Below are 13,722 nucleotides of genomic sequence, written 5' to 3'. Positions count from 1 at the left end.
ATCCTGTGTCTGTTCGGGTCTCATGGTGTCTCCTCCGATAGGACGGTGCGCTTTGCAAAGGCTTGGCCCGTCAATGCGACGGCGAGCGTTGCGACGATCAGAAGGGCGCCCACGACGTAGGTGATCTGCATTCCGGTTCCGACGGCTTCAGGGCGCGCCGTTATCATGTCGGTCGTCCCCGATGCGAGCGCAAAGATCGCGCCCATGACGGATGCACCGGTGACCAGGCCGAGATTTCGCGACAGGCTCAACATGCCGGAAATCACGCCGCGCTGCTCCGCGCGAATACCCTTCATGATCGAGGTGTTGTTGGACGCCTGGAACAGAGCGTAATTCGCCGTGGTGATGACGAGCGGTCCGATATAGCCGGCGGCGCCGAACCTCCCCTGCAACGCCGCTATCAGCGACAGGCCGACGATCATGCCGACAAGACCTACCATGCTCATGCGATGTGCGCCGAATCGATCGACGATGTGGCCGGCCGGCACGCCGGTCAGCGCCGACACCAGCGGGCCAGCGGACATGATGGCGCCAACATGGGCGGCATCGAAACCAAGGGCGAGAGAAAGATAGAACGGGCCGACCACCAGCGTCGCCATGATCACCGTGGAAACGAGGGTGCTCATGGCAAGGCCCATGCTGAGCTTGCGATTGCGGAACATCGAAAGGTGCAGCAGCGGCGACTTCACCTTCGTCTCGGCGAATACAAACAGGGCAATGCCGAAGGCCGCCGCCAGCAGCAGGCCGATATTCACCACGCCGAAGCTTCCATGTCCCATGGTCATCGCCAGCGCATAGGCGGCCAGCGTCAGGGCCAGCAGCAGAGTGCCGATCCCATCCAGGCGGCCCCGGGCTGCGTTCCGATCCTGACGATCCGCCGGCAGGAAGCGAGCGGCGAGCAGGAAATTCACGATCCCAAGGGGAACGTTGACCAGGAAAATGGTTTCCCAGCCGAGGCTGGCGATCAGGATGCCCCCGAGCGATGGTCCGAGGGTGGTGCCGATCGCGGACATGGTGCCCAGCAGGCCCATGGCGCTGCCGGTCCTTTCCTTCGGCACGGCTTCGCCAACCATGGCGACGGTCAGCGCCATCATCATGGCGGCACCAAGGCCCTGCAGGGCTCTGGCGGCAATCAGCAGCGGCAGCGTCGGCGCTAAGCCGCAGAACAGCGAGGCGAGGGTAAAGAGGGCTATTCCGGTCAGCAGCAGGCGACGCCGGCCAAAAATATCGCCCAGCCGACCGACGCTGACGATCAGCGTGGTGATGGAAAGCAGATAGGCAAGCACGATCCATTGCACCTGCTGGAAGGAGGCGCCGAAGGCTTGCGCAAGCGTCGGCAGACCGACATTGGCGATGCTGGTGTCGAGCGACGGCATCAGCATCGATAGTGAGAGGCTGGCGAGCGCCCAGCGCGCGGAGGTGGCTGTCTGCATGTGCGCGGCTTCGCCGGGCTTTTCAGGGATTGGTTTCAATATGAGCTCCGATTCTGACAAGATCTGAAAATCCCGCAGACGCTAGCGGTTTGGCAGATGTGGCGGAACGCGCAGCATTTGCACTTCATTCGTGCGTTTGACGCCATATATCGGCAAAACCATGCTATGATCGCATCATGCCCACGCCCGATCTGAATCTGCTCGTCACCCTCAATGTCCTGCTCGCGGAAGGCAGCGTCGCCCGCGCAGCCCGGCGATTGCGATTGAGCCCTTCCGCCATGAGCCGGGCGCTGGCGCGTCTGCGGGAGACGACCGGCGATCCGCTGCTGGTGAGAGCCGGGCGCGGGCTTGTGCCGACACCGCGCGCCCTGGAATTGCGCGAGCGCGTCGGCCAACTGGTGGAGGAGGCGGAAGCGGCCTTGCGGCCCGCCGAGGCCCTGGATTTGAAGCAGCTTATTCGGATTTTCACGTTGCGCACCCGCGAGGGCTTCGTGGAGAATTTCGGCGCCCAACTGATCGCGCGCATCGCCGAGCAGGCGCCTGGCGTTCGCCTCTATTTCACGCAGAAACTGGACAAGGACAGCACGCCGTTACGCGAAGGCACGATCGATTTCGAGACCGGAGTTGTGGGGGACGATACCGGCCCGGAGTTGCGAGCCCAGGCGCTGTTTCATGATCGCTTCGTCGGCGTCGTCCGAAACGGGCATCCGCTGAGCGATGGGGCGATGACGCCGGAGCGCTATGCCGCCGGCCAACACATTCTGGTTTCACGGCGCGGTCTTCAGAAAGGGCAGATCGACGAGTTGCTGGAGGGGCTGGGCCTGAAGCGGCAGATCGCAACCATCGTCGGCAGTTTTTCGGCGGCGCTGGCCCTGGCGCGCGCCTCCGACCTGATCGTCAGCGTGCCGGAGCGCTATACCGGCAACCTGCGAACCGACATGCATAGTTTCGTCCTGCCGGTGCCGACCTCCAATGTGACGATCTCGCTGCTCTGGCATCCCAGGCTCGATGCCGATCCGGCACATCGCTGGCTGCGCGGCTGTATTCGCGACGTCTGTGCGGAGCGGCGTGCAGGTTCAGCCGCGAGATTCGAAGTCGGCTAAATAATTGCGTAGCAGACGGTCAAGACCCTTTCGTTCGCCTTCCGAAAGGGTTGAAATCAAACGTGTCTGCGTTTCGACATGCGCCGTCACCGCTGCGTCGATCAGGTCGAAACCCTTTGGAGTCAGAGAGATCAGGAAGCCGCGGCCGTCTTTCGGGTTCTGGCTGCGAGCGACGAGGCCGGCTCTCTCCAGCTGATCGATGCGATTGGTCATCGTACCCGATGACACCATCATCGTTTCCATCAGGTCGCTGGGGGAGAGGGTATAGGGTTCGCCCGAGCGGCGCAGGGTCGCCAGCATGTCGAAGTTCGCCGAGTTCAGGTTGAAGCGGCCGAAGGTCTTCTCCATTTCGCGCGAGAGATGAAGGGTGAGATTGCGCATACGCCCGAGGAGACCCATGGCCGTGGTGTCGAGGTCAGGCCGTTCGCGGCGCCATTGCTCAAGAATTCTGTCGATGCGATCCATGCCTGCATCTCGCCACGATTTTATCTTGACGTCAAGGTATTTCAGTTTATCTTGAGGTCAAGATAAAATCGAGGCCAGACCCATGAATCGCAATTTCGACCTGCTGCTGACCGCCATCGCGCCGGCGATATGGGGCAGCACCTATCTGGTGACGACGCAGCTGCTACCGGCCGGCTACCCTCTTACGGTCGCCATGCTGCGGGCCCTGCCTGCCGGGCTGCTGCTGCTTGCCATCGTGCGCCGGCTGCCGCATGGCGTCTGGTGGCTGAAGTCGCTGGTTCTCGGCGCGCTGAACTTTTCCATCTTCTGGTGGCTGCTGTTCATTTCGGCCTATCGGCTGCCCGGCGGCGTTGCCGCGACCGTCGGTGCCGTCCAGCCGCTGATCGTCATCGTGCTGGCGCGATTGCTGCTGGGATCGCCGATCCGCAGCCTTTCGATCGTGGCGGCCATCGCCGGTATCGGCGGCGTCGCGCTGCTTATCCTGACGCCGAATGCGACGCTCGACCCGGTCGGCATTGTCGCCGGCATTGCCGGGGCCTTCTCCATGGCGGCGGGAACCGTGCTCAGTCGCCGCTGGCGGCCCGATGTCTCGCCGCTGACCTTCACGGCATGGCAGCTGACGGCAGGCGGCTTGCTATTGTTGCCGGTGGCGCTGCTGCTCGAGCCGCCGCTGCCGCATCTGACCGGCGCCAACATTCTCGGCTTTACCTATCTCGGACTGATCGGCGCGGCGCTCACCTATATCCTTTGGTTCCGCGGTCTGTCGCGGCTCGAGCCTTCGGTCGTCTCTCCGCTCGGCTTCCTCAGCCCGACGACGGCCGTGATCCTCGGTTGGGCCGTACTCGGCCAACAACTGAATGCGATGCAGATGTTCGGCATCGTCATCGTGCTGGGTAGCGTTTGGCTCAGCCAGCGGGCGCAGCAGGCGCCTGCGACGGAAAGCTCCGCAACAGCCGGAAGCCAGCCGGCCGTATCGAAGCAATAGGGGGCGAGTTCACATCCATAAGCAAAAAGGGCGGCCATCGAGCCGCCCTTTGTCATTCAAGCTTTCCGAGCGGATCAGTTCCACTCGCGGATATCGACGAAGTGGCCGGCGATCGCGGCGGCTGCGGCCATGGCCGGCGAAACCAGATGCGTGCGGCCCTTGAAGCCCTGGCGGCCTTCGAAGTTGCGGTTCGAGGTCGAAGCGCAGCGCTCGCCCGGCTTCAGGCGGTCGTCGTTCATGGCGAGGCACATGGAACAGCCCGGCTCGCGCCAGTCGAAGCCGGCAGCCTTGAAGATCTTGTCGAGGCCTTCTGCTTCTGCCTGTTCCTTCACCAGGCCGGAGCCGGGAACGATCATGGCGTCGACCGTGGAAGCGACGGTCTTGCCTTCGACGACCTTGGCAACGGCGCGCAGGTCTTCGATGCGGCCGTTGGTGCAGGAGCCGATGAAGACGCGGTCGATGTTGATCTCGGTCATCGGCGTGCCCGGCTTCAGGCCCATATAGTCGAGGGCGCGCCACTTGGAGGTGCGCTTCGTCTCGTCCTGAATGTCGTCCGGGTTGGGAACGATACCCTGGATGGAGACGACGTCCTCCGGCGAGGAACCCCAGGAAACGATGGGCGGCAGGCTTGCGGCGTCGAGCTTGACGACGCGGTCGTAGTGCGCGCCTTCGTCCGACGTCAGGGTCTTCCAGTAGGCGATCGCCTGTTCCAGCGCTTCACCCTTCGGCGAGCGCGGCTTGCCCTTGATATATTCGAAGGTGATCTCATCCGGAGCGATCAGGCCGGCGCGGGCGCCGCCTTCGATCGACATGTTGCAGATGGTCATGCGGCCTTCCATCGACAGCGAGCGAATGGCTTCGCCTGCGTATTCGATGACGTAGCCGGTGCCGCCGGCGGTGCCGATTTCGCCGATGATGGCGAGGATGATGTCCTTAGCGGTGACGCCCGGCGGCAGCTGGCCGTCGACCTGCACCAGCATGTTCTTGGCCTTCTTCTGGATCAGCGTCTGCGTGGCGAGCACATGCTCGACCTCGGACGTGCCGATACCGTGCGCCAGAGAACCGAAGGCGCCGTGGGTCGAGGTGTGGCTGTCGCCGCAGACGATGGTCATGCCGGGCAGGGTGAAGCCTTGCTCGGGGCCGATGATGTGAACGATGCCCTGACGCTTGTCGCTCTCGGAGTAATACTCCACGCCGAATTCAGCCGCATTCTTGGCGAGCTGTTCGACCTGGATGCGGCTTTCCTCGTTCTTGATGCCGAGGTGGCGATCGGTCGAGGTCGGGACGTTATGGTCGACGACCGCAAGCGTCTTCTGCGGCGCGTGAACCTTGCGACCGCTCATGCGCAGGCCTTCGAAGGCCTGCGGCGAGGTCACCTCATGAACGAGGTGGCGGTCGATATAGAGAAGACAGGTGCCGTCGTCCTGGGCGTCGACCAGATGGTCATCCCAGATTTTATCATACAGTGTGCGTGGAGCGCTCATGGCTACAGATCCATATTGGCGGTGTCGAAGATGGGGGTGACGGATCAGGACCGCCGGCCTCGGGTGTGATCAGCGAAGTCGGCTGTTGAGCGCGCCCGAAATCATCGCAAAGAAACGTGCCGGCAGGCGCTTGTGGTCCTGCAGCACGAAAGCCGTGACGTAACGCCCGTCTTTGCTCATGATCCTAGTCATGGCCATGCTCATATCAATTTTCAAAACCTTCGGCAATGCCGACGATGGGGTGTATCGGTACGGTCGGCGCAGTTGCGCTTTTAATCATGCAGTGGGCCGCACGAACCGATACTCATGTCTCGATCACACTTGCGCACCCGGCGGCTGGCCCGCCGCCAAGCGGGGAAAGGCGGAGCGATCGCTGCCCGAGCGTCGGCGCATCCAGGCCTCGAGCTGCCTGAGCAGCAGCGACAGGCCGATTGTCAAAAGCAGGTAGATGAAGGCGAGGATCGACAGCGTTTCGAAGTAGCGGAAATTGGCCGAATAATAGAGCTTGGCGAGCTGGCTGATATCGGCAACCCCGAGGACGGACACCAGCGAACTGTCTTTGACCATCGCGATGAAATCGTTGGACAGCGGCGGCAGGATGACCCGGATCGCCTGCGGGAAGACGACGAGGCGGAAGCGCTGGAAGCGGCTGAGGCCGAGCGCCTTTGCCGCTTCGATCTGGCCCTGGTCGACCGCCTGGATGCCGGCGCGGAAGATCTCGGCGATGAAGGACGAGTAGCCGATGGTCAGCGCGATGATCGTGCGCCAGACGAAGGGCACGTCGCGGGTGACGAGCGCGCTCATCCAGCCCGCGGAGATCAACGGTGAGACGATGACATTATAGACCGCCACAAAGGCCGGCGTGCCGACGAAGGCGACGTAGGACAGCAGCACCAGCATCGGGATGCCGCGCACGATCTCGATATAGAAACGCGCGACCTGCCTGAGCACCAGGAAATCCGACAAGCCGAGTAGCGCAAGCCCAAGGCCGAACAGCATGGCAAGCGTAAACGCCACCAGCGTCACGAAGACCGTGACGCCGATGCCGTTCAGTAGAAGGGAGAAGATCTGGGCGTAGAGGCCGTTTGCCGCGATAGCGACGGAGGCGACGACGCCAAGGATGGCAAGGGCAACCAACCACCAGGGAAAGTCATCCTTGCCGCGGTGCCCGCCCGGGCCTGCCAAAGGTGCCATCAGAGCGGGCTTCCACTATGTCGATCTGCAGGGTTCATTGGCCCATCTTGTAGTCGAGGAACCACTTCTTGTTCAGCGCCTCGAAAGTGCCGTCGGCCTTGAGGCTGGCGATGGCGGCATTGACGGGGGCGACGAGATCGGAGCCCTTCTGGAAGATGAAGCCGAAATCCTCGGAGCCGAGCGGGCCGCCGACGAGCTTCAGGCCGCCGTTGGAGGCATCGACATAGCCCTTGCCGGCCGTGCCGTCGGTCAGCACCATATCGACATCGCCGGTTTTCAGTGCCTGCACGGTGGCGCCGAAGGTCTCGAAGGTCTTGATGCGCGGGTTCTGCTCGTTGCCGTCGAGAACCGAGTAGACGGCGGTGTAGAAGGGGGTCGTGCCCGGCTGCGCGCCGATCAGGGCGTCCTTGACGGCAGCGAAGCTCTTGGCATCGGTGAACCGCTTCTCGTCGCCGCGCACCAGCATGAACTGTTCGGAGCGCATGTAGGGGTCGGAGAAATCGACCTTCTGCTTGCGGTCGTCCTTGATGGTGATGCCGGTCATGCCGATGTTGTACTGACCTTCGGAAACAGCCTGGATCATCGCGTCCCAGCTGGTGTTCTGGTACTCGACCTTGAAGTTCAGGCGCTTGGCGATCTCGTTCATCGCGTCATATTCCCAGCCGATCGCCTTGTTCGTCTTCGGATCGATGAACTGCAGCGGCGGATAGGCATTCTCTGTGACGACGACGACGGTCTTGCCATTGAGGTTCGGAAGGTCGGCGGCGAAGGAAGCGAAAGGTGCAAGCACGAGGGCGCTCAGGCCCAGAAGGAACGAACGGCGCAATGCCATGGAAATCTCCCCGATTAAAGCATGATGCCAAAAGCGTCAGCGGCTTTCGGACGACATCATGCTCTCCCTATTTGATTCCGGCGCGGATTCAGATTTCAGCTCGATTCGACCTGAAATCATCCGACGCCAGAGTGGCGGAAAACTGTCATATTTAGAAAGCCCATGGCAAGATCATTGCCATGGCTGCGATCATAAAAATAGAAAAGCAACTCTAAGCGGGTAGTCGGCAGAGAAAATTTCTTTCCGACGGCGCGAGGCCGGGCAGTAAAAAAGGCGACCCGAAGGCCGCCTTCAATCGTCGCGATCCGTAGGGATCGAAGCTTATTCTGCTGCCGGCTCGGCTGCAGCAGCTGCTGCTGCTGCTGCAGCATCGGCGGCTGCCTTTGCTTCGGCGGCTTCGGCTGCTGCCTTCTCGGCTGCGAGAGCCTGAGCGGCTGCAACCTTCTCGGCTTCGATGCGTGCCTTTTCGTCGGCCAGAGCCTGGCGCTCGGCATCGTTGAGCTTGCGGGCGCGGGTGCCGGTGTTCTCAACGATACGGGCAGCCTTACCGCGCAGGTCGCGGAGGTAGTAGAGCTTGGCGCGACGGACCTTACCGCGACGAACGACGTCGACGCTTTCGATCATCGGGGAGTAAACCGGGAATACGCGCTCGACGCCTTCGCCGTAGGAGATCTTGCGAACCGTGAAGTTTTCCTGCAGACCGCCGCCGGAGCGAGCGATGCAAACGCCTTCATAGGCCTGAACGCGGGTACGGTTGCCTTCCGTGACCTTCACGTTGACGCGAACGGTGTCGCCGGCGGAAAATTCGGGAAGCGTGCGCTTGGCTTCGATCTTGGCAGCCTGTTCGGCTTCCAACTGCTGAATGATGTTCATAGTATCAACCTCGTTGTTGCTTCAACAGCCAGAGCGCCCTGAACGATCTCTATCCCTGGTCGGACCTTCAAGGTCTCGCCTCGGATATATGCCTGTTACGGCAGGGGCGGATACGTCTGCTTTTCTTTGGTGGTTGATGGGAAATTTCCCATGCCGGGCGCGCACATATCCTATTGTCACGCCTTTGTCACCCCTTGCGGCCGAATTATGTGGCGTTTATTGCCGGTTTGGCCGACATTGAAGGTGATTTCGGCCCACCGGCGGTGGCTCGGAGCTTGCGCTCCCTAGCCGGGGTGGCGCAGCTTCAAAAGCTTCGATAGTTTTCGACCTTGCGGACGCAGCTTTGCAGTTCGCTGAGCTGATCGTCCGTGAAAATACGCGTCGGTATGAGCCTATAGAGGCGGCTGGACTCATAGAGCATGATGCAATGCCGATCCTGACGGGCCATCAGAAAATCGCTCCATTGCAGACGTGCCTCGCCAAAATCGCTTTTGAAATGCACGCCGTCTTCGCTCCATGAGAGATGGGCTGGCTTATGCAGCGTCTTTTGTTCGCGATAGGCTCTTCGGGCCGATCTCCAGCCTAACACGTAGACCATCAGAAAGGGGATGACGAAGATCGCGAAGAGCACGATAACCGCAAAGAACAGGGTGGAGGCGATAGCGTCGTTGATATCTGTGGTGCTCGCAAAGATAAGCCCAAAGACGATCACCGCCAGCGCCCACAGCACGACAAGACGAATGATGGCTGCTCTGCTCCTGATGTGCTGCCGAAAATGCAGACGAAGAGCATGAAGCAGATCCTGGGGCGTCAGCTCATAAACGAGTTCTGTCCGCTGCTGGTCGTCTTGCCTGGGTTCAGACATGAAGCCTCCTCAATCGCGATGCGTCCGACAGCCTTGCATTTTGAGATGCCGCTGGCGCGGTGGTGGGAGCCGATAGGGCGATCGCGACGAAGTCGGCTGGGATCGGTCGCGAGACCGGATTGTGCAACTTCGATGTCATCTCCCCCTCGGTTGACACGTCGCCGCCTATCGACCTGGATCGAGCAAGGATATGCACGACAATCCGTACGCGAACGGCTCGCGTTAAGACTGTAGGGGAAAATAGAGCGGAATTTTAAAAAGCGTATAGGTCCGCAAGCCTCAAGCGGGAGAGGTGGTCGGTCTTGAACCTTGAATGCGGTCTCTCTTCAGGAGAGTCCAAGGAAACAGCTATCTATCCGGGCTTATCGCGCTTGCGAAATATGTGGAAGCATTCCGGATCAGCTCAGCCGCCGCCGGGCTGGTCGAAGCCGCTTCCCTCCAGGCAAGCTCGATCCGTGCGAAAGACGTTGAATCCGAAATCGTCAATGCATGCAGTTCCTCCGCGCGCATCTTGACATATGAGGCTGGAAGGAAGGCAACGCCCAGCCCGCGCGCCGTAAGCCTGGCGAGCATGCTGAAATTGCTGACTTCAAAAGCGATCCGCAGATCGACGGCCTTGGCATGACATGCTTCGTCAAGTGCCGCTCGCGTACCGCTGCCACGAGGCGGGCTGATAATGTCAAATTGCTGCAAGTCGCCAAGCTCGATCCCATCCCGACTGGCAAGCGGATGATCGTGTGCGACAACGGCGACAAGCGTTTCGCTTTCGACAATCTGGGTCGAGAGCCCCCTCGGTGATGGGCCGCTCAGGCCCAGCAGGGCGATATCCAATTGGCCATTGTGTAACGCATGAATCAGGTCGTCGGAGTTTCCCTCCTTCAAGGTGATTTCGATGTTGGGGTGGCTGCGGTGAAAATCAGCGAGCCAACCGGATATATCGATGCCTTCATAAGAATTTGGCATTCCGATCGCAACGCTGCCGCGTATCAGACCGGTGAGGGCATCCGCAGCCTCGCGCGCATCGGCAAGTGCTGCAATGGCTCGTCTGAGATGCGGTAGCACCGCTTCACCTACCTGAGACAGGCGAACCTTGCGTGCAGAACGATCAAGAAGCGGCTGGCCGAATTCGGCTTCGAGTTGGCGGATTTGCGCGCTGACGCCCGGCTGGGTGACGAACAGACGTTCAGCAGCGCGGGTGAAATTGGCCTCTTCCACCACGGCTATCAGATATTCCAGCTGCCTGATTTCCATAACCAATCCTTCTAGTAACAAGAATAACTATTACTTAGACTTTTTGAATAGCCAAACTGATAATGCGTTCAGGCATGGCCACCGACACTCGGCTCTCCGCAATTAGATCAATTTGGAGTCAAGATGAGCAACGATCTTCAATCTTTTCAAAAGTTTATGGCATTGCGCAATGATATCGCCGTGGCGTTCGTCAATGGCGATGCGGGTCCGGTGCTTGAGATCACGACCAATACCCCGCCTTTTTCCTTCTTTGGTCCGAAGGGCGGGCAGGAACTGGACTTGGCAAGAGCCACCGCGTCTTTCAGCATCGATGCCGCGCAATTTGGGCAAGGAGAAAGCCAGTTCGATATCGCGCAATTGTCGGCGTGCGACGGTCTGGCATTCTGGTCAGGCGTGCAGAGGGTTGAAGCAAAACTCGTTGGAAAGACGGAGACAATGCAATTCAACCTCCGGGTGACCGAAGTGTTCAAGAAGAGCGATGAGGGTTGGAAAATGATCCATCGTCACGCCGACGCCCTCGGGCATTGAGCAACAGGCTGGGGAAGATATGCCGCCGTCACAAGACCGAGCAAATCGGACTGGCGCGGGATCGGCATGTACCACGCAGCGTATATTCAGGACGGCACAGTCGGCCAGGTTGACGTCGATGGCGTGATAAGGCCGCAACGACTTATGTGGGAAGGGTATTTTCGCGCAAAAGTGGAAGGCGGCAGGGCAATCGGCTGTCCGATGCGCGTACCGGTTCGAGGAGCCGGGTTTACGTCGGATGACGGTGAAACGAAGTTTACGTTCACTATGCCAATCGAGGTCGTCGGTTAGAGCCGAATGATTTTAGGTCTGTTCGACCTAAAATCTGAATCCGCTCTACAATCAAATAGGTAGAGCGTGATGTCGCCCGAAAACCGCTTACGCTTTCGGCATCACGCTCTAGTCACCTGGTCTTCATTGAACGGCTGACATCGCAAATTTCGGCTATTTGTCCAGCAGATCCGGCCGGCGCTCTCGCGTCAGCTGTTCAGCCTGCTCACGCTGCCATTTGGCGATGGCAGCATGGTTGCCGGACGTCAAGATCGGAGGGATTTCGCGGTCTTCCCAGATCTGCGGGCGGGTATAGTGCGGATGTTCCAGCATGCCGCCTTCGAAGCTCTCGTGCAGGCCGGAGAGGTCGTTGCCCATGACGCCCGGCAGGATGCGGACGATGGCGTCGAGCAGAATGAGGGCGGCCGGCTCGCCGCCCGAGAGGATATAATCGCCGATCGAGACCTCCTCGAGGTCGCGGCCGTCGATGACGCGCTGGTCGACGCCCTCGAAGCGGCCGCAGACGATGATGACGCCGTCACCATCGGCAAGTTCGCGCACACGCTTCTGCGTCAGCGGCTTGCCGCGCGGGCTCATCAGCAGGCGCGGGCGGCTGTCGTTTTCGCTGGCGTGATCGATGGCGCGGGCGAGTACATCGGGCTTCAGCACCATGCCAGCGCCGCCGCCGGCCGGTGTATCGTCGACGGTGCGGTGCTTGTCGGTGGCGAAATCGCGGATCTGCACTGTGTCCAACGACCATTGCCCGCGTTCCATCGCCTTGCCGGCAAGTGACGTGCCGAGATGGCCGGGAAACATCTCGGGGTAAAGCGTCAGGATGGTCGCCCGGAAACTCATGGCGTGGTCACTTCCCAATGAGGGTCACTTCTTCGGCTTGTCTTGCGGTTTTTCCGGCTTGGCGGGCTTGCCGATCAGGTCGTCGGGGTCGTCGATCAGGCCGGCGGCCAGCGGGTCGATTAAAATCTTGCCGCCTTCGAGATCGATTTCGAGCACGGCTGCTTCGGAAAAAGGGATCAGCACGGGACGCTTGCCCGGTCCCTTCAGTTCGAGAAGATCGCCGGCGCCGAAATCATAGATGCCGCTGACCGTGCCGTAGCCCGTGCCCTCATCGTCTACGGCTTCCAGCCCTTCGAGATCGGTATAGAAAAACTCGTCGTCGTCGAGTTCGTCGTCCGGCAGGTTATCGCGTTCGACATAGAGTTCCAGCCCGTTCAATGCTTCGGCGGCATTGCGGTCGTTGACGCCGCGGAAGCGCACGATAACGACGTTCTTGGCTTCGCGGATTTCCAGAACTTCGAAGCTGCGGCCGTCCATGCTGTGCAGGTGGCCGTAGTCGCCGAGTGCGGTCGGGTCCGATGTATAGGCGCGAGCGCGCACCTCGCCCCTGAGGCCCTGTGCCGCGCCGATGGTGGCCATCAATACCGGGTTTTGCAGTGTCGTCATGGTCTCTTCGCCGATTGCCGGAATATGCAGCAGATCTAAAGTGCTACAGCGCCCCTTGCGCGTCACATGTGACGAGCGGCGCTGTCGTTGCGTTCTCTCATAGGCTGAACGCCAGCCGATGGGAAACAAAAAACGGGCGGCATGTCGCCATGCCGCCCGCTTTCGATCAATGCGAGGTCCGATTACTCGGAAGCAGCAGCGGCGTCAGCAGCCTTCTGTGCCTTTTCGGCAGCGCGCTCCTGAGCCTTCTTGCCCGGCTTTGCCTTTTCCGGGTTGTTCTTGGCTTCGCGCGTTGCGATGCCGGCTTCGTTGAGGAAGCGCAGAACGCGGTCGGTCGGCTGCGCGCCGTGGTCGAGCCAATGCTTGATGCGCTCGGCCTTGAGTTCAACGCGCTTGGCGTCGTCCTTGGCAAGCATCGGGTTCCAGGAGCCGAGGGTTTCCAGGAAACGGCCGTCGCGCGGCGAGCGAGCGTCGGCTACGACAACGTGGTAGTACGGGCGCTTCTTGGAGCCACCGCGGGCGAGACGAATTTTCAGTGCCATGTTAATTCTCCTTAGGCTTTACTTGACCGCTTCGTTGTGCGGTATGGTTACGTCGCGCTGCTTTTCTCTTGCCCGCCTGATCCCTGTCTAAAACGCCCTGCGTCTTTCGGGATCATGCGGCCGGGGGTTACCCCTTGAGATCGGCAGCGATCTGTTCATGATGCCGGATGACTTCCTTGATGACGAAGTTCAGGAACTTCTCGGCGAAATCCGGGTCCAGATTGGCGTCCTTTGCCAGGCGGCGCAGACGTTCGATCTGGTATTCTTCGCGCGCCGGGTCGGCCGGCGGCAGTTCGTACTTGGCCTTCAGCACGCCCACTTCCTTCGTGCAGCGGAAGCGCTCGGCCAGCATGTGCACCAGTGCGGCATCGATATTGTCGATCGACTGGCGATAGTTGCCCAATTGGGCCTTTACGTCTGGATCAATCATGGGGGT

At 60.6% G+C, this 13,722-nt stretch carries 17 protein-coding genes; 3 read left to right on the top strand and 14 right to left on the bottom strand.

The window, feature by feature from the left end:
- Positions 1 to 20 precede the first annotated feature (20 nt).
- Positions 21 to 1,433 carry an MFS transporter gene (locus BJ928_RS22720; RefSeq protein ID WP_047630575.1) on the bottom strand — a complete coding sequence of 471 codons (1,413 nt, stop codon included), beginning with the start codon at positions 1,431 to 1,433 and terminating at the stop codon, positions 21 to 23.
- A 176-nt stretch (positions 1,434 to 1,609) separates the two neighbouring features.
- On the opposite strand from BJ928_RS22720, the gene BJ928_RS22715 reads away from it, so the two are divergent.
- Positions 1,610 to 2,536 (top strand): LysR family transcriptional regulator, encoded by a 927-nt coding sequence (locus tag BJ928_RS22715; protein ID WP_047630576.1) that lies wholly within the window; start codon positions 1,610 to 1,612, stop codon positions 2,534 to 2,536.
- Here the strand turns inward: BJ928_RS22715 and BJ928_RS22710 are convergent.
- A complete protein-coding gene (locus BJ928_RS22710) occupies positions 2,510 to 3,001 on the bottom strand; it encodes a MarR family transcriptional regulator (RefSeq protein ID WP_047630577.1) in 492 nt (163 codons plus the stop codon). The two genes, BJ928_RS22715 and BJ928_RS22710, sit on opposite strands and share 27 nt — an antisense overlap.
- 82 nt (positions 3,002 to 3,083) lie before the next feature.
- Between BJ928_RS22710 and BJ928_RS22705 the strand changes: the two genes are divergently transcribed.
- Entirely contained in the window at positions 3,084 to 3,986 is a 903-nt protein-coding gene (locus tag BJ928_RS22705) for an EamA family transporter (RefSeq protein WP_047630578.1), read from the top strand.
- Positions 3,987 to 4,060: 74 nt separating this feature from the next.
- Here the strand turns inward: BJ928_RS22705 and leuC are convergent, their stop codons facing one another.
- The 8 genes from leuC to BJ928_RS22675 form a co-directional block, all read right to left on the bottom strand.
- Entirely contained in the window at positions 4,061 to 5,470 is a 1,410-nt protein-coding gene (leuC, locus tag BJ928_RS22700; protein WP_047630579.1) for a 3-isopropylmalate dehydratase large subunit, read from the bottom strand.
- A 69-nt stretch (positions 5,471 to 5,539) separates the two neighbouring features.
- The gene (locus tag BJ928_RS39740) at positions 5,540 to 5,662 is read right to left on the bottom strand and encodes a hypothetical protein (protein WP_281024149.1); all 123 of its coding nucleotides are present in this window, start codon (positions 5,660 to 5,662) and stop codon (positions 5,540 to 5,542) included.
- Positions 5,663 to 5,785: 123 nt separating this feature from the next.
- Positions 5,786 to 6,664, bottom strand: coding sequence for an amino acid ABC transporter permease (locus tag BJ928_RS22695; RefSeq protein ID WP_047630580.1), 879 nt, complete (start codon positions 6,662 to 6,664; stop codon positions 5,786 to 5,788).
- A gap of 34 nt (positions 6,665 to 6,698) precedes the next feature.
- Entirely contained in the window at positions 6,699 to 7,496 is a 798-nt protein-coding gene (locus BJ928_RS22690; RefSeq protein WP_047630581.1) for a basic amino acid ABC transporter substrate-binding protein, read from the bottom strand.
- A 116-nt stretch (positions 7,497 to 7,612) separates the two neighbouring features.
- Positions 7,613 to 7,867 carry a hypothetical protein gene (locus BJ928_RS38870; protein ID WP_156151437.1) on the bottom strand — a complete coding sequence of 85 codons (255 nt, stop codon included), beginning with the start codon at positions 7,865 to 7,867 and terminating at the stop codon, positions 7,613 to 7,615.
- On the bottom strand, positions 7,818 to 8,369 hold the full coding sequence (gene rplS / locus BJ928_RS22685; RefSeq protein WP_047630582.1) for a 50S ribosomal protein L19: 552 nt from the start codon (positions 8,367 to 8,369) through the stop codon (positions 7,818 to 7,820). The genes BJ928_RS38870 and rplS overlap by 50 nt, the downstream gene beginning before the upstream one ends.
- A 304-nt stretch (positions 8,370 to 8,673) precedes the next feature.
- Entirely contained in the window at positions 8,674 to 9,234 is a 561-nt protein-coding gene (locus BJ928_RS22680) for a YcxB family protein (RefSeq protein ID WP_047630583.1), read from the bottom strand.
- Positions 9,235 to 9,582: 348 nt separating this feature from the next.
- Positions 9,583 to 10,485 carry a LysR family transcriptional regulator gene (locus tag BJ928_RS22675; protein ID WP_047630584.1) on the bottom strand — a complete coding sequence of 301 codons (903 nt, stop codon included), beginning with the start codon at positions 10,483 to 10,485 and terminating at the stop codon, positions 9,583 to 9,585.
- A gap of 123 nt (positions 10,486 to 10,608) precedes the next feature.
- Here BJ928_RS22675 and BJ928_RS22670 point away from each other — a divergent pair, with 123 nt between their 5' ends.
- Positions 10,609 to 11,013, top strand: coding sequence for a nuclear transport factor 2 family protein (locus BJ928_RS22670; RefSeq protein WP_047630585.1), 405 nt, complete (start codon positions 10,609 to 10,611; stop codon positions 11,011 to 11,013).
- Between the two features lie 444 nt (positions 11,014 to 11,457).
- Here BJ928_RS22670 and trmD read toward each other — a convergent pair whose 3' ends face one another.
- The 4 genes from trmD to BJ928_RS22645 all read right to left on the bottom strand — a co-directional run bounded on the left by trmD (position 11,458) and on the right by BJ928_RS22645 (position 13,716).
- Positions 11,458 to 12,138 carry a tRNA (guanosine(37)-N1)-methyltransferase TrmD gene (gene trmD, locus BJ928_RS22660; protein ID WP_047630587.1) on the bottom strand — a complete coding sequence of 227 codons (681 nt, stop codon included), beginning with the start codon at positions 12,136 to 12,138 and terminating at the stop codon, positions 11,458 to 11,460.
- A 24-nt stretch (positions 12,139 to 12,162) separates the two neighbouring features.
- Positions 12,163 to 12,744, bottom strand: a complete 582-nt coding sequence (rimM, locus tag BJ928_RS22655) for a ribosome maturation factor RimM (RefSeq protein ID WP_047630588.1) — start codon at positions 12,742 to 12,744, stop codon at positions 12,163 to 12,165.
- A 182-nt stretch (positions 12,745 to 12,926) separates the two neighbouring features.
- Positions 12,927 to 13,286, bottom strand: coding sequence for a 30S ribosomal protein S16 (gene rpsP / locus BJ928_RS22650; protein ID WP_015341477.1), 360 nt, complete (start codon positions 13,284 to 13,286; stop codon positions 12,927 to 12,929).
- 127 nt (positions 13,287 to 13,413) lie between these two features.
- On the bottom strand, positions 13,414 to 13,716 hold the full coding sequence (locus tag BJ928_RS22645; protein WP_047630589.1) for a chorismate mutase: 303 nt from the start codon (positions 13,714 to 13,716) through the stop codon (positions 13,414 to 13,416).
- Between the last annotated feature and the right edge of the window lie 6 nt (positions 13,717 to 13,722).

The organism is Rhizobium sp. WW_1 (assembly GCF_003610155.1).
In the GTDB taxonomy this organism is placed as follows: Bacteria; Pseudomonadota; Alphaproteobacteria; order Rhizobiales; family Rhizobiaceae; genus Rhizobium; species Rhizobium tropici_A.
The sequence above is the reverse complement of the archived record's forward strand: the minus strand, read 5'-3'. Positions and strand labels throughout refer to the sequence as shown.

Coding starts and splice junctions, on each gene's coding strand:
- rplS (WP_047630582.1), bottom strand. CDS start 8,369: ATGAACATCATTCAGCAGTTGGAAGCCGAACAGGCTGCCAAGATCGAA.
- BJ928_RS22675 (WP_047630584.1), bottom strand. CDS start 10,485: ATGGAAATCAGGCAGCTGGAATATCTGATAGCCGTGGTGGAAGAGGCC.
- leuC (WP_047630579.1), bottom strand. CDS start 5,470: ATGAGCGCTCCACGCACACTGTATGATAAAATCTGGGATGACCATCTG.
- BJ928_RS22670 (WP_047630585.1), top strand. CDS start 10,609: ATGAGCAACGATCTTCAATCTTTTCAAAAGTTTATGGCATTGCGCAAT.
- BJ928_RS22705 (WP_047630578.1), top strand. CDS start 3,084: ATGAATCGCAATTTCGACCTGCTGCTGACCGCCATCGCGCCGGCGATA.
- BJ928_RS38870 (WP_156151437.1), bottom strand. CDS start 7,867: ATGCTGCAGCAGCAGCAGCAGCTGCTGCAGCCGAGCCGGCAGCAGAAT.
- BJ928_RS22645 (WP_047630589.1), bottom strand. CDS start 13,716: ATGATTGATCCAGACGTAAAGGCCCAATTGGGCAACTATCGCCAGTCG.
- BJ928_RS22680 (WP_047630583.1), bottom strand. CDS start 9,234: ATGTCTGAACCCAGGCAAGACGACCAGCAGCGGACAGAACTCGTTTAT.
- rpsP (WP_015341477.1), bottom strand. CDS start 13,286: ATGGCACTGAAAATTCGTCTCGCCCGCGGTGGCTCCAAGAAGCGCCCG.
- rimM (WP_047630588.1), bottom strand. CDS start 12,744: ATGACGACACTGCAAAACCCGGTATTGATGGCCACCATCGGCGCGGCA.
- BJ928_RS22720 (WP_047630575.1), bottom strand. CDS start 1,433: ATGCAGACAGCCACCTCCGCGCGCTGGGCGCTCGCCAGCCTCTCACTA.
- trmD (WP_047630587.1), bottom strand. CDS start 12,138: ATGAGTTTCCGGGCGACCATCCTGACGCTTTACCCCGAGATGTTTCCC.
- BJ928_RS39740 (WP_281024149.1), bottom strand. CDS start 5,662: ATGACTAGGATCATGAGCAAAGACGGGCGTTACGTCACGGCTTTCGTG.
- BJ928_RS22715 (WP_047630576.1), top strand. CDS start 1,610: ATGCCCACGCCCGATCTGAATCTGCTCGTCACCCTCAATGTCCTGCTC.
- BJ928_RS22690 (WP_047630581.1), bottom strand. CDS start 7,496: ATGGCATTGCGCCGTTCGTTCCTTCTGGGCCTGAGCGCCCTCGTGCTT.
- BJ928_RS22695 (WP_047630580.1), bottom strand. CDS start 6,664: ATGGCACCTTTGGCAGGCCCGGGCGGGCACCGCGGCAAGGATGACTTT.
- BJ928_RS22710 (WP_047630577.1), bottom strand. CDS start 3,001: ATGGATCGCATCGACAGAATTCTTGAGCAATGGCGCCGCGAACGGCCT.